At 50.7% G+C, this 18,326-nt stretch carries 14 protein-coding genes; 5 read left to right on the top strand and 9 right to left on the bottom strand.

What is annotated here, in order from left to right; all coding sequences use genetic code 11:
• Positions 1 to 206: 206 nt before the first annotated feature.
• On the top strand, positions 207 to 1,793 hold the full coding sequence (locus tag EKM94_RS06550) for an ABC transporter permease subunit (protein ID WP_125599310.1): 1,587 nt from the start codon (positions 207 to 209) through the stop codon (positions 1,791 to 1,793).
• A gap of 10 nt (positions 1,794 to 1,803) precedes the next feature.
• Positions 1,804 to 2,544, top strand: coding sequence for an amino acid ABC transporter ATP-binding protein (locus EKM94_RS06545; RefSeq protein ID WP_125599307.1), 741 nt, complete (start codon positions 1,804 to 1,806; stop codon positions 2,542 to 2,544).
• Between the two features lie 342 nt (positions 2,545 to 2,886).
• Here EKM94_RS06545 and EKM94_RS12360 read toward each other — a convergent pair whose 3' ends face one another.
• Positions 2,887 to 3,036, bottom strand: a complete 150-nt coding sequence (locus EKM94_RS12360; protein WP_164511138.1) for a hypothetical protein — start codon at positions 3,034 to 3,036, stop codon at positions 2,887 to 2,889.
• 553 nt (positions 3,037 to 3,589) lie between these two features.
• Between EKM94_RS12360 and EKM94_RS06540 the strand changes: the two genes are divergently transcribed.
• Positions 3,590 to 5,188, top strand: a complete 1,599-nt coding sequence (locus EKM94_RS06540) for an ATP-binding cassette domain-containing protein (protein ID WP_164511137.1) — start codon at positions 3,590 to 3,592, stop codon at positions 5,186 to 5,188.
• A 226-nt stretch (positions 5,189 to 5,414) separates the two neighbouring features.
• Here EKM94_RS06540 and EKM94_RS06535 read toward each other — a convergent pair whose 3' ends face one another.
• From EKM94_RS06535 to EKM94_RS06520, 4 genes are all read right to left on the bottom strand, one after another.
• On the bottom strand, positions 5,415 to 8,597 hold the full coding sequence (locus EKM94_RS06535; protein WP_125599302.1) for an AAA family ATPase: 3,183 nt from the start codon (positions 8,595 to 8,597) through the stop codon (positions 5,415 to 5,417).
• Positions 8,594 to 9,718, bottom strand: coding sequence for an exonuclease SbcCD subunit D (locus tag EKM94_RS06530; protein ID WP_125599299.1), 1,125 nt, complete (start codon positions 9,716 to 9,718; stop codon positions 8,594 to 8,596). The genes EKM94_RS06535 and EKM94_RS06530 overlap by 4 nt, the downstream gene beginning before the upstream one ends.
• A gap of 2 nt (positions 9,719 to 9,720) precedes the next feature.
• On the bottom strand, positions 9,721 to 10,632 hold the full coding sequence (locus EKM94_RS06525) for an HNH endonuclease (RefSeq protein ID WP_125599296.1): 912 nt from the start codon (positions 10,630 to 10,632) through the stop codon (positions 9,721 to 9,723).
• Between the two features lie 187 nt (positions 10,633 to 10,819).
• Positions 10,820 to 11,143, bottom strand: a complete 324-nt coding sequence (locus EKM94_RS06520; RefSeq protein WP_125599293.1) for a hypothetical protein — start codon at positions 11,141 to 11,143, stop codon at positions 10,820 to 10,822.
• A gap of 258 nt (positions 11,144 to 11,401) precedes the next feature.
• Here EKM94_RS06520 and EKM94_RS06515 point away from each other — a divergent pair, with 258 nt between their 5' ends.
• Complete coding sequence (locus EKM94_RS06515) at positions 11,402 to 11,650, top strand: hypothetical protein (protein ID WP_125599289.1); 249 nt, start codon at positions 11,402 to 11,404, stop codon at positions 11,648 to 11,650.
• Between the two features lie 396 nt (positions 11,651 to 12,046).
• Here the strand turns inward: EKM94_RS06515 and EKM94_RS12785 are convergent, their stop codons facing one another.
• The 4 genes from EKM94_RS12785 to EKM94_RS06500 form a co-directional block, all read right to left on the bottom strand.
• Positions 12,047 to 12,178 carry a hypothetical protein gene (locus EKM94_RS12785; RefSeq protein WP_261806828.1) on the bottom strand — a complete coding sequence of 44 codons (132 nt, stop codon included), beginning with the start codon at positions 12,176 to 12,178 and terminating at the stop codon, positions 12,047 to 12,049.
• A gap of 48 nt (positions 12,179 to 12,226) precedes the next feature.
• A complete protein-coding gene (locus tag EKM94_RS06510) occupies positions 12,227 to 12,634 on the bottom strand; it encodes a hypothetical protein (RefSeq protein WP_125599286.1) in 408 nt (135 codons plus the stop codon).
• Positions 12,631 to 14,109, bottom strand: a complete 1,479-nt coding sequence (locus EKM94_RS06505) for an ABC transporter permease family protein (RefSeq protein ID WP_125599283.1) — start codon at positions 14,107 to 14,109, stop codon at positions 12,631 to 12,633. Before EKM94_RS06505 ends, EKM94_RS06510 begins: the two co-directional genes overlap by 4 nt.
• 185 nt (positions 14,110 to 14,294) lie before the next feature.
• Positions 14,295 to 16,487 carry an ABC transporter ATP-binding protein/permease gene (locus EKM94_RS06500; protein ID WP_164511136.1) on the bottom strand — a complete coding sequence of 731 codons (2,193 nt, stop codon included), beginning with the start codon at positions 16,485 to 16,487 and terminating at the stop codon, positions 14,295 to 14,297.
• 308 nt (positions 16,488 to 16,795) lie between these two features.
• Between EKM94_RS06500 and EKM94_RS06495 the strand changes: the two genes are divergently transcribed.
• Positions 16,796 to 17,449: a helix-turn-helix domain-containing protein gene (locus EKM94_RS06495; RefSeq protein ID WP_125599277.1), complete on the top strand. Its 654-nt coding sequence runs from the start codon at positions 16,796 to 16,798 to the stop codon at positions 17,447 to 17,449.
• Positions 17,450 to 18,326: the final 877 nt, after the last annotated feature.

Raw genomic sequence — 18,326 nt, 5'->3', positions numbered from 1 at the left:
GGGATAAATTATGGTCAAGACCTTTATTGAATTTGATTTCAGTAAAGGTCTTTTTGTTGGCTCTTAATCAAAGAGTGCGGAGCGCAACGGGTTGCTTTTGAGCACGACTAGCGATTTGTTGCAGATTGGCGCAGACAATCTGTGACAAATCGCGTATCGGCGCAGAAAGCAGTTGCGCGCAGCACATTTATGTGGAGGAGTTCATCATGAAACATTTGCGTCAAGGGTTGATCATTTTAGGTTTGATTTTAGTCGGTTGGTTGGCTTTACCTGCCAACGCCAGTCAGGCCGCTAGTAATTCAGATACGTTCAAGGTCGGGATGGAGGCGGGTTATCCGCCGTTCAACTGGACCCAGACGGACGCCAGCAATGGCGCGGTCCAAATCGACGGTTCCTCAGCTTACGCCGGCGGTTACGATGTGCAAATGGCCAAGAAGGTCGCCCACGCCCTAGGCAAGAAATTGGTCGTGGTCAAGACCAGCTGGGACGGATTAGCGCCGGCCCTGACCTCCGGCAAAATCGACGCGATCATCGCCGGCATGTCACCCACAGCGAAACGGCGCAAGACGATCGATTTTTCCGATACGTATTACGCTTCACAATTGGTGATCGTGGTGCGCAAGGACAGCAAATACGCCCAGGCCACCAAACTCAGCGACTTCAGCGGCGCCAAATTGACCGGGCAGTTGAACACCTACCATTACACCGCCTTGAGCCAGATCAAAGGCGCGATCAAAGAGCCGGCGATGAAGGATTTCCCGGCGATGCGGGTGGCGTTGGAATCCGGCACCATCGACGGTTATATTTCCGAGAAACCAGAAGGCATCAGCGTCACCGGCGCCAATCCCAATATGACCATGGTCGAATTCAAAGGCGCCCAAGGGTTCAAAACCAAGCCCGAAGACACCGACCTCGCCATTGGCCTACGGAAAAACGATCCGGACAAACTCAAGATCAACGCCGCCTTGGCCCAGATCTCGCAAAAAGAACGCAACCAATTGATGACCGCCGCGGTGGCGCAACAACCACAAGCCAAATCTCAAGGCAATTGGGTCGTTAGTTTACTGAAACAATATGGCGGCATGTTGGCCAGCGGCACGGGGATCACCTTACTGATCTCTTTGGTCGGCACCATTGTCGGCTTCGTGATCGGTTTGCTAGTTGGGATCGTGCGCACGATCCCCCGGGGCGGTTCTGCTTGGCGCCGCGGTCTACTGCGTTTCGTTGACTGGCTCTTATCTGTTTATATCGAAGTTTTCCGTGGCACGCCAATGATCGTGCAGGCCGCCGTCGTTTATTACGGCGCCGCGCAAGCGTTTGGCTGGAACATGAATCGGTTGGCCGCCGCTTTGGTGATTGTTTCCGTCAACACCGGCGCTTACTTGGCCGAGATCATGCGCGGTGGCATCATCGCCGTCGATTCCGGTCAGTTCGAAGCCGCCCACGCGTTGGGCATGACCCATTTGCAGACCATGAACAAAATTATTTTGCCCCAAGCGATCCGCAATAGTCTGCCTGCGGTGACCAACGAATTCGTGATCAACATCAAGGATACTTCGGTGCTCAGCGTTATTTCCGTTTCCGAATTGTTCTTCCAAGGTTCCACCATCGCCGGCCAGAACTTCCAATTCTTCCACACCTACCTGATCATTTCCGCGATCTACTTGATCCTCACTTTCACGATCACCCGGATCCTGCGCTGGATCGAACGGAAAATGGACGGCCCGCAAAACTACAATTTGATGGCCAATCAGAACCAAGTCTCTAATCCCAAAACTAGCCTGACCAATTAGGAGGTTCCCCATGACAGACGAAATTCTAGCAGTTACCCACTTAGAGAAATCTTTCGGCGACCACCAAGTCCTGAAAGACATCAATTTACAGATCCGCCGCGGCGAAGTCGTCACGATCATCGGCTCCTCCGGCTCAGGCAAATCCACCTTGTTGCGCTGCATCAACTTGCTGGAGCAACCTACTCAAGGCGAAATCACCTTCCACGGCGAAAATATCCTAGCGCCGAAGTTTGACATCACCACCTACCGCGCCAAGGTTGGCATGGTCTTTCAATCTTTCAACCTTTTCAACAACCTGAACGTTTTACAAAACTGCATGGTCGGGCAAACCACCGTTTTGAACCGCACTCCTGAAGCGGCCCGCGAAATGGCGCTGGCCCAATTGGAGAAAGTCGGCATGACCCCTTACGTCAACGCCAAACCGAGTCAACTTTCCGGCGGGCAAAAACAACGGATCGGAATCGCCCGCGCGGTCTCGATGAGTCCAGAAGTGCTCCTATTCGATGAACCAACTTCGGCGTTGGATCCGGAAATGGTCGATGACGTGCTCGATTCAATGCGGGCCCTGGCGCACACTGGCTTGACCATGGTTTTGGTCACGCATGAAATGGCTTTTGCTCGGGATATTTCTGATCACGTGGTCTTCATGGATCAAGGGGTCATCGCCGAGGAGGGCTCCGCCGAGGAAATCTTCACGCGGCCGCAAAAACCACGAACACAGACATTTTTGAAACGGTACCTACAACGATAGAGTGCGACCCGACCCGGTTAGCTCCTGAGCATTAGCCTAGCAATTGTTTTGGAAGCAGCACTTCGCTTCCGGAACAATTGCTAGGCTAAGCGCAGGGAGCTGGGTCGGTGAGCACGTTTCAGAATGATTAAAGTATGATGTCCGCAGCTTGCGCTGCGCGATTCGGGGTGAGCTCGCTGTGGGCGCTGTTTTAAGCCTCGCAAAAACCGCGAGTCTTAAAATCAGGCCTTGTCCTAAGTGGCATAGCCACTAAACGTGTTCGCTGACCTAGCTTCTTCCGCTTAGCTACGCAACTATTCCGGAGGCAAAGTCCAGCCTCCAAAATAGTTGCTAGGCTAGTGCTCAGAAGCTGCCCAGGTCAGCTCGCACTCTCAACCATTTCACGGCGATCTCACCCCGAATCGCTCCGCTCCAGCCGCTAAACGTTATAATAGTCGTTTGAGCACTCACGCCGGCTGGCAAGCTATGGCTAATTGATGGGGAACCACGCATTTGACGACCATGGCTTGTGAACCCTGACTGCTTGGGCGGGTGACACCGGGATAGATTACTTGAAGAACCAAAACGAGTCTGGATCCGGGTTTCGTGATTTTGCTACCCAAAATCCTAGCGCTCACCAAGCTACAACCGGAATACCTCACCGCTGTTCACCGGCGAAATCGCGTTATAACTGTGGCACGCTCCTTGCGTGGACGCCGTGCTGACGAAGCAGTGATCCCAAAAAGTAAGAAAATAGTCTAAGGCACTGATCAAAACTATCGATCAACAAGTCTTAGACTTTTTCTTTGTCCTATTCATCAAAGCCGCAGCCGAGACAACTCGCTGTGGCTATTTATTGGTCATCAATTGACCACGGCGGGGCAACATTAAAAAATAATAACAGAATATTAGAAATCTACTTGACCCCCCAGATCCAGGACTAAAATTGACTTGTTTAGACACAAACTAACTGGATGATTTCTCTTTTGGTTGAATGGGTCGATTTGGGTTTCATTCGATTTTTCGAGCTCCAGGACAATAATCTATGGGAAAATGGGTGGCGTCAATGAATTTAAAGAAGTATTTCTTGCAAGAAAAGAAGATGAACCTGATTGTTTTCTTTTTCGTTATTATGGCGATTCTGATGAGCACGATTGTCCAATATGTTCTCACCAAACTATCAGATAGTTTGATCGGTTTTCAGCGGTCCAGCTTCTTTTATTGGTTTGTCGTTGGCATCGTGCTGACGGTGATCAACCTCTTCTTTTCCATTTATGGTGATTATCTGGAGGAGTCGGCCAAACAAAAGATGGATGTGCATTTGCGTGACGACCTGGCCCGCGGGATCGCCAATGAATCCGCCGATAACTTCAACGAAAAAGGATCGGTCGGCCGTTATACCTCTTGGCTGACCAATGATGTGGAACAAATCAACGACAAAGGCTTCCAAACGGTTTATAATTTTGTGATGTATTTTTCCGGAATTATCTTTCCGATCTCCGCTTTCATGATGTTTCATTGGACTTTGGCGGTGACGGCGGTGGCGCTGGGGATTATTCTGGCGTTCATGCCTCGCGTGGTGAAGCGCTTGATCACCGACCGTTCGAAAATCCTGACGACCACCAACGAACAATTCGTCAGTCGCGTGGAGAATCTGTTGAACGGTTTTGAAACGCTGATTTCCTTCGGTCGGCGTTTTGAGATCATTCATCGCGTCAATCGCTCTTCGAAGGAACTGAAGGACGCCACTCTAGGCTATAAACGTAGTGAGATCACCGTTGACACCATCGTCAGCTTGCTGAGCGTGGTCAGTCAGGAAATCATCATTCTCGAAGCTGGTCTGCTGATCCTCAATCATCAAATCAGTCCCGGCATTTTGCTCAGCGTCGGGGCGCTGGCGGGAACGGTCTTCACCTCGATGGGGCAGCTTTCCGGCCTGATCGTCAAAATCAAGGCCGTTGATCCCGTCTTCGCCAAATACAAAGACTTGGATCTGACCGAGATTGCTAATGTGGACCGGCGCCCGGCGGCAACCAGTCAGACGGTTTCTCTTGATTTGGACACCGTTACCAGCGCCAGCGGCCAACAAGTCTGGTTGCAGCCCACCTCGAAGCAAGTTCCGGCCGGCGCAAAAATCAGGATTTCCGGCGCTAGCGGCCAGGGTAAGAGCACGCTACTGCGGATCATCGCCGGATTGACCGAACATTTCAGCGGTCAAGTCGCGTGGCAAGCAGATGGCGTGACCACAACAGTGACCCCACCAGACCTAATTTATGTTCCCCAAAAACCGTTTATTTTCAATGATTCGGTTCGCTTCAACTTAACCTTGGGCCGTGAATTCTCTCAGCAAGAACTCCGCGCCGCGCTGGCCAGCGTCGGTCTAAATGAAACCATCGACCAACTACCGGATCAACTAGATACGATTTTAACGGCGAATGGCAGTGACTTGTCCGGCGGTCAACGGCAACGGATCGCGCTGGCGCGGGCGATCTTACTCAAACCAGTGGTACTCTTGCTGGACGAAAGCACCGCCAACGTGGACGAACACACCGCGCAAGCGATCGAAGCCCAACTTCTCTCCGATCCACAACAACTTGTCCTCCTGGTTTCCCACCATCCCTTCACCGAAAACGAACCGCTGTTCACCGGCGAAATCGCGTTATAACTGTGGCACGCTTCTTGCGTGGACGCCGTGCTGGCATCGACTTTTTCCTTGACTGGCAGGATAACTGGGTTCGAGAATAAGAAACGTGCTGACGAAACAGTGATTCCAAAGCTAAAAAAGCACAAAAATAGTCTAAGATTGCTGATCAAAATTGTCGATCAACAAGTCTTAGACTTTTTTCTTTGCCGTAATCATCAATCAACTGGGCCGGCTGTTAACGTACCGGTCACACCCCGTCGCTCAGGGGTTCGTCGGCCAAGCGATAGCGGATATGACTTTCACCATTGCCATTGGCGACCACCTGCAATTGGCTGGTGATCTGCAACTGTAATTCCCGAACATGGCTGATGATCCCGATCAACCGTTGTTTGCCTTCTAAACTGGTCAAAGCGGCGATCGCCGTTTGTAAGGCCTCTTCGTCCAGCGAGCCGAACCCTTCATCAATGAAAAGGGTGTTGATCTCGATGGCGCCGGTTTGTTGCTGCACGACTTCGCCCAAGGCTAACGCCAGTGACAGGGCCGCGATAAAACTTTCGCCACCTGATAAAGTGCGCACACTGCGGAATTCGCCGGTATAATCATCATAGACATTCAATTCCAGTCCGGATTTCTTCCGCGCGGCTTGAAGTTCATCATCCAGCGCCAATTGATAGCGGCCTTGGGTCAACTGATCCAAGCGGGTGTTGGCGACTTTGAGCACTTCTTCCAGATACATCCGCAAAACGTAGCGTTCCAGTCCCAACTTCTGACTGCCCACACCGCGAGTGACTTCCGCCAATTCTTGTAATTCGGTCAAATCAGTCAATTGGCTCAGCGCTGTTTGGATCCCGGTCAATAAGCGGTGTTGTTGGCGCTGCTGCTGCGTTTGCGCCGCAAATCGATCACTCAACTGGGCCAGTTGGTCGCTGGCGCTAGCCGCGGCGGCCTGTAACGCCACCAAATCGGGTTGGTCCGCCGCCGCGGGTAATTTAGTCACCACTTCTTCCAGTAAGGTGCTCAGTTTCAACTGCTGTTCCTCATAGGCTTTGACTTGCGCGGTCACCTGCTCCTGTTGCTGCCCCGCAGTCAATAAGGCTTGATAGGCCTGATTTTGCGCCGCAAAGTCCGTTAGTTCTGGCCACTGGTGGCTAAACGCCGCCGCCAAGCGGGCCTGTAACTGGGTCACTTGGGCTTGTGTCGTCGCCAACTGTTCCGCAAAATGCCGCCTGTCAGCTTCTTGGACCTTCGCCTGTTGCAACAACGCTTGGTGCTGCTCCGCCACGCTTTGAACTTGCTTTTGGTAGGCGTTATAACGTTGTAACGCCTGATCCAGTGCTTCTTGTAACGCCTGCGAAGTGGCGAAGTCCACCGCCAGACGCGCCTGAAGGTCAGCCAATTGAGTTTGTTGGATCGCCAGCGTTTGTTGCGCTTGATGTAGCTGTTCTTGAGCGGCTTGTCCCGCCGTTTGGGCCTGTTCCACTTGTTGCCGCAGTTCAACCAACCGATGTTGCGCTTGCTGACTGGCTTGCTGAGCCGTCGCCAACGCTTGCTGATCTTGGTGCAGCTTAGCGACCGGCGCCGTTAGTAAGCTAGCCCCCGCCTGATAAAAATCCGCCACTAAATCCGGCGCTAGCGCTAACCAAGAAGCTGCTAATAATTCTTGACGTAGTGTATCCGCGGCCTGTTTTAGTGTGGTGGTCTGTTCGGTCATTTTATTGGTCAAGTCTGCCAATTCATGCTCTTTGGCTAGGGCGGCGCGACTGGCTTTTTGCCGAGCTTGATCGGCTTCATCCACCGCTGCTTGGGTCACGGTGCTGGCCACAGCCACCGCTGGCGCAGGATGTTGGCGCGAACCACAGACTGGGCAAGGCGTGTCCGGCAACAGGTCCTGACTCAACCGGGCAATCTGCTGCCGCGCAAAGTCACTTCGTTGGCGCTGATAGACGCTCAAAGCGCGCTCCGCCGCCGCGTTCAAAGTGAGCTGTTCTTGGCTTAACGCCGTTTGCTGACTTTGCCAGTCCTGCAATTGTTGCTGAGTCTGTTGCAGTTGGGCCAATTGTTTTTGCCAGTCCTGCAATTGCGTCTGTCGGGTCAATAAGACCACTTGTTCCCCAGCGAAGTCGGGCTGTTCTGCTTGGGCCGCCGTCAACGTCGCCAACTCTTGCCGCTGGCGTTCCAATTTGGTTGCCGCCGCGCTGACCTTGGTTTGCTGCGCTGTCACTTGGGCCGCCGCCTGATCGCGAGCGCTTCGTTGCCCATCAGCTTCCTGATACAGCGGTAGTTGCGCTTGCCATTGTTGGATCTGCGCCTGTAACCGCGCTTGTTCTGGTTGCGCCGCGGTCAGTTGCGCTTGGGTTTGGGCCAAGGCGGTTTGCGCTTGCCCGTTGGCTTGACTTAATTTGGCGTTGGCGGCCAGCCGTTGTTGCAAATCCGCGCTTTGGTCTTGCGCCGCGGTGAATTGTTCCTGTTGTGGTCGCAATTCTCGCGCCCATTGCCAGTCTTGGAGCTGTTGCCGCCAGTGGGTCACCGTCGGCGCTTGGGCGGTTAATTTGGCTTGGTCCTGCTGTAATTTCACCTGTTGCGCCAACAAAGCGCTGACTTGTTGCCCCTGTTGTAACGCCGTTTGGGCAGCGGCGCTAACTTCAGTCTGAGCGTCCTTTTGTTGTTTGAGTTGGGCCAGTTCTGCTTGTTGGTCTTGCAGTTGACTGGCCAACAACGCCGCCTGTTCAGGCAAGGACGTGGTTTCCGCCGGTGCGCCATCGTCCGACCACAGGACCTGTTGCAACAGTGCTTGGATCCGTTGTGTTGTGGCCTCGTTTTGTTTGCGTTGATCTTTATACGATTGTTGCAAAGCGTCGATCCAGCGTTCATAACGCTGGGTTTGGAAGAGGTTGCGCAATACTTGTTCCTTTTGATCACTGTCACCATCGAGGAAGTTGCGGAAATCCCCTTGCGGCAACAAAATGATTTGGCGAAATTGGGCCGAGTTCATTTGTAGAAGGTCAGTCAAAAAAAGATTGACCTTTTTGACTTGGAGGATCTGATTTTCTTCCACTTGCAGGGCGGCGTCTTGGAAAACGGTCAAACTGGCTTGGGTCAACATTTCCGTCACACCGCTGCCCCGCTTCTTGTTCTGCGTCTGGGCCGGACTGCGCAACACCTGATAGAATTTGCCCCGATGGCTGAAGGTCAGGGTCACTTGGGTCAGGTCTGCCGGGGTGGCGAAATCAGAGCGCAGATCCTTATCTTGGCGTTGCGGACTGGCAGCATCGCCATATAGCGCGTAAACCAACCCATCGAACAAAGTCGATTTGCCAGCGCCGGTCGCCCCGCTGATCAAGAACAGCGGTTGTTGTTCGAACCGACTGAAATCGACGACCTCATGACGATAGGGACCGAAAAAGTCCAGCGTCAATTTGATTGGCTTCATGAACGATCCACCTCCTTCAAAGTTTCCGCCGCCCAAGTCTGCTGGGCCGGCGTTAACGGCTTATCTGTCAACTGCTGATAGAAATCCGCCAACAACTGTAACGGCGCTTTGATCTGCGCCTGCGTCAAGTGTTGCCGCTGCGCCAATTGCACGCTTTGCTCCCGCTGCATCGTCAAGAAACGCGGAAATTGCGCCTTTAATTTCCCACTGGCGTTACTAATGATATTCGTGTCTTGCAAAACGATTCCGGTATACGCCGTTTGATCGATCTGATGTTGGCGTAGATAGTCAGGATCACTCAAATCCGCAAAAGCGCCACGAATATTTTGAACATCGTGGAGCGGGGTAACCGGTCGGAACTTGACGGTTAACGCTGGCGCCGTTTCAACGATCAAAACCCCCTTGGTCTGATCAACTTCTGAAAGCGAAAACTTGTTCAACGAACCGCTATAACGGACCCGTTCGCTGTGGAGCGCGTTCTTGTTGTGGATATGTCCCAAGGCCACGTAATCGAACCCCGCTAATTGATCCAGTGGCACCGCGTCCAAGCCGCCCACCGCCACCGTCGTCTCCGAGTCCGAGTGGGTGCTGCCCGCCGCAAAGAAATGCGCCACTAACACATGTTGCAAGCCCGGCGTAAATTGCGCCTGCATCCGCGCCACCAACTGGGTCATCGCTTGGGCCACGGTATGGATACTGTCATCTTGCAGAAATTGCCGCGCCTGAAACGGTTCAAAATAAGGCAACAGGAAAAATTGCGTGTCCCCCAACGTTAGTGGCTGATCCACCGAGGCTAAAGTCGTCCGCAAGAAATAGTCGGTTTCGGCGAACCAATCGGCGCCCACACCTAAACGGACGCCGCTATCATGATTGCCGCTGATCACCAACAACGGCAGTTTCAAGCTCAAATTCAACTGTTGGATCGTGGCATCCAGCAACGCCACCGCCGTTTCGTTAGGGTTTTGCCGGTCATACAGATCACCGGCGATCACGATCGCGTCCACTTGTTCTTCCTGGGCGATCGTCGCCACCTGGCTCAAGACCGCCGACTGTTCCGCCAACAAATCGTAGCCGAACAAGCGCCGCCCAATATGCCAATCCGCCGTTTGTAAAAATCGCATCCCTATTCCTCCATTTCCGCCAACAACCAAGCCTGATAATGGCTGATCACATAATCGTGCCGCAACTTGATCCACTTCTGATATTGACTGTTCTCACCATCGCGCAATCCTTGCAACAACTTGATCTGTTGCCGCAATGCTTGAGCGGCAGGCGCCTTGACCTGACCATACAAATGCTGCTCCACCGCCAATTTGGCTTGAACGCGCTCCTGACGCTGGCGCAACGCCGTCAACGTCCGCTCAGCGGCCGCCAGTTTACGGAGCAGTGGGGTCACTTCCTGATTCCATTGCACGAACAGCGTATAGGGCATGTCCCCCTTCAGCCGATTACACTCGCGACAGGCCAAAGTCAAATTCGCCCGCCGATTATCTGCCGATAACGCCACCGGATCCTTGTGATCCACACTATCGCCATAACGACCGCAGTATTGACAACGATAGCCGAATTGTTCCCGAACCCGCTGACGGGTGGCGTAATCCAAGTCGTTTTTGTCAAAAAGGCCTGTGATATCACAGCCTAACCGGCGCAGATCTTGCGGCAGATCGCCAGTCAAATTCGCTTGGGGCTGATCCTGCCAACCAATGATCCGCTGATAAAAATCCTGCCGCCGCGCCGGTGTTTGCCAAACCACCGTCAAGGCGTCAAACGCATTGATCAAACTAGCGCAGGCCCGCCGCTGTTGCTTGTTCAGCGCCAACGGTTGTGGTTGCGGCAAGTCCGGCGCTAATTCGCTTTGCCCCAGAAACTGCCCCGAACGCGCCTGCGCCAAAGCTGCGATCTGCGCGTTGGCCCATTGTCCCGGCTTGATTCCCCGTTGCCGGCACAAATCACAAATACTGGTCAACGCCGTCGCGCTGACCTGAAAATGTTGTTCATTCAAATCTAACCCACAATAAGCACAGCGTAATTTCATCCGCGCCACCTCCCTCACTTCGACTAACCATGATCCCACTATAAACTGCGACTAACCATGATCCCATTACGAACTGCGATCCAGCGCAGATCCTCAGCAAATAATGACGGCCCCGCGGATAACAAATAAACCAAGTCCCGCGATTCCTGAACTTGGTTTACGCCGTCTTGATTTGACTGGAGAACCGCTAAACAAAATCGTCGTAGACGATTTCCACCAGTTGCTTCTTGGTCGCAAAATTGACTTGATAAACACTTTGCTCCAACGCCTTTTGATATTCGTCCAAAACATCATGGGGCAGTGGCGTGACTACCGCCAACTTGGTGATCACCTCATGGGGATCATTGACCGCGCCAAGATCCACGAACAAGTAGATCTTGGTCAGAATATCATGGAGTAGATCTGTCATCACCGCATTCGGTTTTCCGTTCAAATCGGTCAGCACCACTTGTTCTGGCGCTAAACTACGGTGATTCACAGTAATAAATTTAAGAATTTGAAAAACATTCATCGCATTGACCTCGATTAGCCCATTTTCTTTTAGTTTAGCACAAAATCCGGTCGCGACCCATGCTTTCACGAACTTTTTGCAAGCGCCGTCTTACGCGCCCGAACAGCAACCCCTTAATAAAAAGCTAAAACCTTTAACTGCTGTTAAGAACCATCTATCTTTCTTCAAAGTAAAAACACGCCTTCCTGATAAAACGGTCCCAAATCGGTCATCATTCTCGGTTATGCTATTACCATGCTCAATGAAAGGATGATAGTTATGTTGATCAATGACAGCGAGCAAATTACGACAGTTCAAATCAAAACGATCAAGAACGCCAAAAACATCGAATGCGAAACCGAGGACGGCCAAACCGTTAAACTTCACCTCACCAAAACCCAGAAAAGTGACTCACTCTTCTGGTGGACCCTCTTTAAGATCCGCGCCGCTCAACTTTGGATCCCGATCCAAACCGCGACCCAAACCCTACTCGCCTTCGATTGGCTCAGTGAGCCCGTTCTGAACTAGTCCTTGCTCGACCTAAAAATCGAAAATTCAAAAATGCCTGCCTAGCCGCTCCTTGCTAGGCAGTTTTTATTGAGAACGTCCTCTTCATCGCTGCAACAGAACCCAATCCGAGACAATTTAGAGCAACCTATTTCACCCCACCAAAGTTAAATACGCAAACCCGTCGTATTTGTCCGAAACTTCTGGAAATGAGCTAATAAAATAATCCCAACGCGCGGCATTGACAGCTACGAACAGCCAAAATACCGGTCAAGATCCTGGCAAACTCTGTTCAAACTCGTGTTAAGGCGCCTGTTCAAGTGCTTACTCCGTCATTCAAGCAAATGATTTTGAGCAAAATAAAAAGACCACCACTAAAGTGCGGTCTTCCATCGTCAGCGTCGGAATGGACACTGCTTACTTGTCAGCGTCAGCCAACTTCTTCAAAGTTGCTAAAACTTGATCATTAGCTTTGATGTTCTTCTTGATGTTAGATTGGTTGACTGGGCGACGGTTGCCGTCGATACCAGTATGCAAATTTTGCGACATGATAAACCTCCTTGCTTATATTCAATTAATTCTATTGCATTTGGCCAATTAATTCAAGTCCCAGGTCAATTTCTCCTCACCATTCGAATAAATCAGCCGCACTGCGAATTTGGCGTCCGCAGGCACTTTGCTGTCGTTGGGGCGCGTGATCACGGCATTTTTCGTATCCTTTTGGTAGGTCAAGATAAGAGCACGCTTGGGGGATTCCCAAGGTAGAAAATGCCGAGTATAAATTTGATAGTCATCAGACCCGGAGATCTCCGTGGTCAGGAAAACATTTTTAGCGCGGGGATGGATCACGATCCGCATTTTCCCTGCGGTGGTTTTCGTGCTGACGGTCACGTCTTGCATCGACGTTGGGCTTAATTTCGAGCTCACTCGCAATAAAACCACGACACCCACGATCAAGATAATGGGAACCAACACTAGCAGACTAATTTTAACTTTTTTCTTCAAGATGTTTTCTCCTTGTCGACCCGGCCGCTAACGCCTACCCGGTCAAGATAAGAGCGGCCCCAACAGACCACCACGATCAAGATCGTCAACATGATCAGCGCAATCAGCCCTTGATCAGACCAGGTGAACAGCTGGGTAAAATATTGACTCAGGCGGAGCCGCCCAAGCACTTGCCACTGAACTAGCGCCAGCAATCCCTGAGTCCCTAAATAAATAATAGTCAGTTGACTGACCAGTAACCAAGTCATGATTTTCTTTAATTGAACGCGATAACTGGCTAAGCCCGCCAAACTGGCGAGCTCCGCCTGATACCGCCGCAAATAGTGGCGATCACTGCCGATCAAGCTCAACAGCAACGCTCCCATAACCAACAAAGTGGCCACAACAACGATCAGCAATAACAGCCAGTAGGTTCTTGCCAATTCACCATGGGTCTGGGCGTAACGTGAAATTTGGAGATACTGCGGATAAAGCTTGGCAAGCTGCTGGCTGACTTTTGGCACCGCCGCCGCGTCACGGGTCACGATCAACATGCCCGTTTTCCCGATCCCGATACTTTTTAAATAAGCGGCATAGGAGCCAACTAGTTTCTGAGAATAGTCCTTGGTCGCTTGATTGGTCGCGAAGGACTGGCGGAAATTCTGATAGGTCGCTTGCGTCCGCAATGTTTTTAGGGGATCTTCTGGATGATATGGCAAATACAGCGCAAAAACTCTTTTGGGACCAATTTGTTGTTCGGCCCACAAACTCGTCCGATGATCCGTGCGGTAAGTCCCACTGATCTGGTATGTTCGCATTCGCCGTTGACCCTTTGCTGTCAATACCGGTAACTGCACTGATCGCGCGGCACGGTCCCCGTGATCATAGGCGGCGTTAAAGAAATCAGGAACCAGCAGTTCATTGGCCGCGCTAGGATAATGGCCGCTGATGAGCTGAATATTTTGTGGGTTATACGCCTTGAGTTGCGTCGGCGGTACTTGTAAACTTTGAAAGCCAAAGTTCAGCTGCGACGGTGCCGTCGCAAAACTCCGATAACGCTGAAACACCGGGGGTAACTGATTTTTAGCCAAGGATAATTGTAATTCATTGCCGTTAGCGTCGAGAATGTAGCGGGTCGTTTCCGCGGGCAGGGCTTGCTTGACCAAGGGTAAGTCTCGCACTTGATCATAATCTCTTTGCGCGAAAAACAAGCGGTTTCGATCGGTACTGACCTCGATGCCCCGTTGATTCAAGCGCTCTTGTTCATGAGGCTTCAACGTCTGTGCATCAAGGTAGATCGCATTAGGCGCCAGCACGGTAAAATGCTCGCGAAAACTCGTCAGCGTCGCCTGCCTGATCCCCAGCAAAACCAGCAATAATGTGGTGAAGAGCAGGATCTGCGGTAAACTAAGTCGTAATAGCGGTTTAATAAACAGCCGCAATCTCATTTTGACTGTGGTCCGCTGACGAGATGATGCCTTTGACGCCAATTTCATCTGCTCTCCCCCCTAATGATCCGCCCAAGCGGCGCTATTAACGCACAAACGCAATACTACTCTTATCATAGCGTTCCAATGATACTTTGGGAAGTGTCTATTCAGGATTTCACCGCTGCTCAGTTTGATCCCCGTCTGCTCCTGCAAGTTCGGATCCGGCTAAAGTGCCGCCGCGTGTGCCAGCCTTATTTCAGACTCTCACTGAGCCGGTTTTTTCTGATCACCGTCAGTCCCCAGAGAACCGAGAAGAACATCACCAGCAACAATACCAGCAAAATGAGACCCTGATTCGACCAAGTGTACAGATCAACGAAATAGTTCGCAAAAGAGAACCGCTGGATCAAGAACTGATGTAACAACTTGACCACGAGCAACGCGCCGAGATAGATCAAACCCAATTGGCTGATGATCTCTCCAGCAATGATCCTTTTCACATCACCGCGTTGGTAACCTAAACTGATCAGGATCCCCATCTCTTGACGGCGATGACGCAAACTCTGCTTATTCAGGAAGACAAAAATCACGATCAATAGCGCGGCCACCACCACGATCCCCGCCACCAGGATCAGTAACAATTGACGATAGGTCGTCGCAAAATCACCATGACTCAAGGAATACTGCGACATCTGCTGATAAAGCGGATATTTGCGCGCCAATTCTTTGGTCAGTTGGGGGATCTGCGCCGCGTTCCGTGCCACGATCAACATGCTTGGTTGCCCCAGACCCATACTTCGGCGATACTGCTCGTAAGTGCCGACCAATTTCTGGGAATAGGCTTTCGTCGCCGCATTGATCTGATAACTGTCCTTCTTTTCCACATAAGCCTTGCGGGTAAGTTGAAGCGCCAGCTCATCGATTTGATGATAGGCCGTGTAGATCGCAAAAGCCGGCCGGTAATTAAGATCCACATTGGGTTGGAGCTGACGGCGATAGTCGGTTTGATAAGTGCCACTGATTTGATAAGTCTTCGTCACAAATTGAGCCTGCTCACTCCGCACATGCAAACGCACCCGCTGGCCAGAACGCCCGCTTTGAACTAAATACTCCTTAAAGAAGTCAGGGACTAGGATCTCGTTGGCCGTACTGGGGTAGGTCCCACTTTGCAAGTTGATTTTTTGCGGATCATAATAGTTAAGTTTGCTCGCGGGAAGCGTCAGGCTTCGAAATGCAAACAGTAATTCCGTTGGCGCTGCAATATAACTGGGATATTTTTTAAAAGTCGCCGGCAATTTATCCTTGGCCAAAGACTCCTGTAGTTCATTGCCTTGCAGATCCAAGATTAACTGACTTGTATTGAATAAAAAAGCCTGCTGCACTTGAGGAAGCCGGCGCACTTGATCAAGATCTTGCTGGCTGAAATACAACCGATTTTGATCAACGCTGGCATCGATACCCTTTTGACTGAGTCGTTTTTGGGCCGATTGGGTCAGAGTTTGCGTGTCGATTTGGATCACATTACTGGCAAAACCTTGAAATGTTGCCGTTATATCACCGAGCAGCACTTGCTTAAGCCCAGTCAAAATCAGCATGAACACGGCCAAGATCAAGATTTGAGGAATACTAGCTAGGCAAAACTGTCGCCACTTCTGCAAAAGGTCAACCCAGATGTACTTGAGTCGAACTTTCACTGGCGTTTTGGGTCGTTCTGGCGCTGGGGACAACGGGACATCAGCCGCTTCAGATACCGGTGGAAAATGATCTGGTATTGATGACGGCACCACTGATGATTCCGCTTGCAACTGGCCATCCTGAAGACGAAAGATTTTGTCTGCATAAGGTAAGACCCGTTCATCATGAGTCACGATCAAGATCCCAACACCACGGTGCTTGATTTTAGCCAAATAATCGAGCAGTTCTGTAGTATGACGCTGGTCTAAATTCCCCGTCGGCTCATCGAGCAGTAACAACTCAGGCTCATTCAATAATGCGCGGTCGATAGCCACGCGCTGTTTCTGACCACCACTGATATCCCGTACTTTCGCGTTGGCGATGGCCTGGATCCCCAATAGTTGGAGCAACTGCGCCTTGCGCGCCTGATACTCGCCGTTATAACGCCGTTCCGCGAACTCGATATTCTCGGCGACGGTGAGATCCGACAATAGTTTGAAATCCTGATAAACCATTTGGATCTTGTGACTACGTAGCCCCGCCCAGTTCGCGGCAGTCAAAGTCTGCGCGTCGTGACCATTGATCAAATACTGGCCGGAATAACGCTGATCACTACCAAAAAGAAGATTTAAAAGCGTGGACTTGCCGGCGCCACTCTCCCCGACGATTGCGCTGATCCCCGCATCAGAACTAAAAGACTGCGTGACCTGATCGAGAATGAGTTTCTGCCCATACTTCTTAGTCAGGCGCCTTAGCGTCAATTCTAACAACGATGTTTTCCTCCTCTGTCCCATTTTTGAGCAGGCCAGTCGCTATTCGTTTGATACACAATACCTGCTGGTCAGTTTCTAAAACGCTTGCTAGGCTAATGCTCAAACCCTAACCGGGTCAATTCTCGCTCTGTTCACCTTAGCATCTTGCAAGGGGTTTTAGAAGACGGTACAATTAAGAATGTTGATAAGACGGGGATGACAGATTTTGTGTCCGAAAATTTACAGCGAGCACAGCTGTCTTTTCGTCAATTATCTATATCAGACAAAACCTTAGCGGAGAAGATCAGGGATCGGAGAAGTTTCAGATGCTAACCTTTGGAGACCGGCTCAAGCAACGGCGACAACAGCTTCAGCTCACACAAACAGAGCTGGCTCAAAAATTGAATGTCTCCCGTTCAGCAGTCTCTAACTGGGAGGTCGGGCGCAACTATCCTGATCTGGAGGTGCTGATCAGTTTAAGCCAGCTACTCGAAACCTCGGTCGACTGGCTACTTAATGACACCAAACCACCAGTGATCAACGATCAGCCTACTGCCGCTCCACCGCTACAACGTAAAAAAACACGTAAATCTATTATTTTCCTGCTTATTGGTGGTCTTCTGATCGTACTTTATTTACTGGTCCATAATATCAGCACGATCAAACAAACTATTTCACCGATCGAGACTTCAGTCACTCTGATTCGCGCCAGTGAGCGCAATCAATGGGTGCCGACTCGCTGGAACGGTTCTCCTCATCCAAAAAGCACCCCGCTGAATCCCCAGCGGCTCCTGATCAACGCCGCTGGCAATTCTGGAACCATTCAAGTCCAAGTTTCCGACGCCACTGGTAAATTCCACACACCCGCTTTTGTTTTACCGCCCGGGCGCACGCGTCAACTTAAACTGACCGGCAGAAAAACCCATTATCGCATCCGGATCAAAGCAAAACCTGGTCAATATGTATTGAACCTGCGCTAAGTACATTGAAAAAGTCAGTAGCTCGCGAGTCGACCGCTCGTTGCTACTGACTTTTTTGACGCTCTAGGCTCTAGATTGAACGATTGCTTGATCCTCGTCCAACGAGCGAGATAACGATGGTGAAGATACTGTTATCGATTTCTGCAAGTTCATAACTCGGGATACTCTGAATTTTATTCGTTTATACAGTTGTTGATTCCATGATAAAATCTTCCTAGTTATTTTTGAATAGTTGCGTCACTATTATGGATACAAAATACCATGAAATACCCTGCATCGCTAAATATCAGAATTACAATTCCCGGAACGGCTGTGAAAAGGTCTTTAACGGCATCACGTCGTTCAGCAAGCTGTTTCGCGGGAAAACATTCAAATCCACGTGGGGGCACAACCACTATCGTTTCATATAACGTCAATGTGATAGCGCGCCTCAAGAAGTGGGTTACATCCAGATCCGCTAAGTTAATCACTCGAGAATATTATTTCCCGGGAAATAAACGTCTCAAACGAATGAAATTCAGAATCGCGGTGTAAACTGCCCTTTAGGACACTTTGCTAAATCAATATTATATAATGTGCTGATGGAATGTGCCACAAACGTGCCACCCCACGAAAAAAGAGAAGCGTGTTGGCTTCTTTTTTTTTTACTAGCAAAACGTTATACTGAGTTCGGGCTTCTTGTAACTCCGATTTTAACTTGATGTCAATGGCAATTTAAAAATGTAGGTTTGGGCGTGCGGACAAAATCCTGGACTTCGGGTATAATACCATTATGTATTCAAGAGAAGACAAGCAACGAGCCATTGAGCTCTTTTACCAGTATCATCAGTCATGGAGTGCGGTAGTCCGAAAATTGGGCTATCCATCTTTGGGTGCC

The organism is Lapidilactobacillus achengensis (genome assembly GCF_003946655.1).
GTDB lineage: Bacteria > Bacillota > Bacilli > Lactobacillales > Lactobacillaceae > Lapidilactobacillus > Lapidilactobacillus achengensis.
Note: the sequence above shows the minus strand (reverse complement) of the source record. Positions and strands in the feature narration are given on the sequence as shown.

Coding starts and splice junctions, on each gene's coding strand:
- EKM94_RS06550 (WP_125599310.1), top strand. CDS start 207: ATGAAACATTTGCGTCAAGGGTTGATCATTTTAGGTTTGATTTTAGTC.
- EKM94_RS06545 (WP_125599307.1), top strand. CDS start 1,804: ATGACAGACGAAATTCTAGCAGTTACCCACTTAGAGAAATCTTTCGGC.
- EKM94_RS12360 (WP_164511138.1), bottom strand. CDS start 3,036: ATGCGTGGTTCCCCATCAATTAGCCATAGCTTGCCAGCCGGCGTGAGT.
- EKM94_RS06540 (WP_164511137.1), top strand. CDS start 3,590: ATGAATTTAAAGAAGTATTTCTTGCAAGAAAAGAAGATGAACCTGATT.
- EKM94_RS06535 (WP_125599302.1), bottom strand. CDS start 8,597: ATGAAGCCAATCAAATTGACGCTGGACTTTTTCGGTCCCTATCGTCAT.
- EKM94_RS06530 (WP_125599299.1), bottom strand. CDS start 9,718: ATGCGATTTTTACAAACGGCGGATTGGCATATTGGGCGGCGCTTGTTC.
- EKM94_RS06525 (WP_125599296.1), bottom strand. CDS start 10,632: ATGAAATTACGCTGTGCTTATTGTGGGTTAGATTTGAATGAACAACAT.
- EKM94_RS06520 (WP_125599293.1), bottom strand. CDS start 11,143: ATGAATGTTTTTCAAATTCTTAAATTTATTACTGTGAATCACCGTAGT.
- EKM94_RS06515 (WP_125599289.1), top strand. CDS start 11,402: ATGTTGATCAATGACAGCGAGCAAATTACGACAGTTCAAATCAAAACG.
- EKM94_RS12785 (WP_261806828.1), bottom strand. CDS start 12,178: ATGTCGCAAAATTTGCATACTGGTATCGACGGCAACCGTCGCCCAGTC.
- EKM94_RS06505 (WP_125599283.1), bottom strand. CDS start 14,109: ATGAAATTGGCGTCAAAGGCATCATCTCGTCAGCGGACCACAGTCAAA.
- EKM94_RS06495 (WP_125599277.1), top strand. CDS start 16,796: ATGCTAACCTTTGGAGACCGGCTCAAGCAACGGCGACAACAGCTTCAG.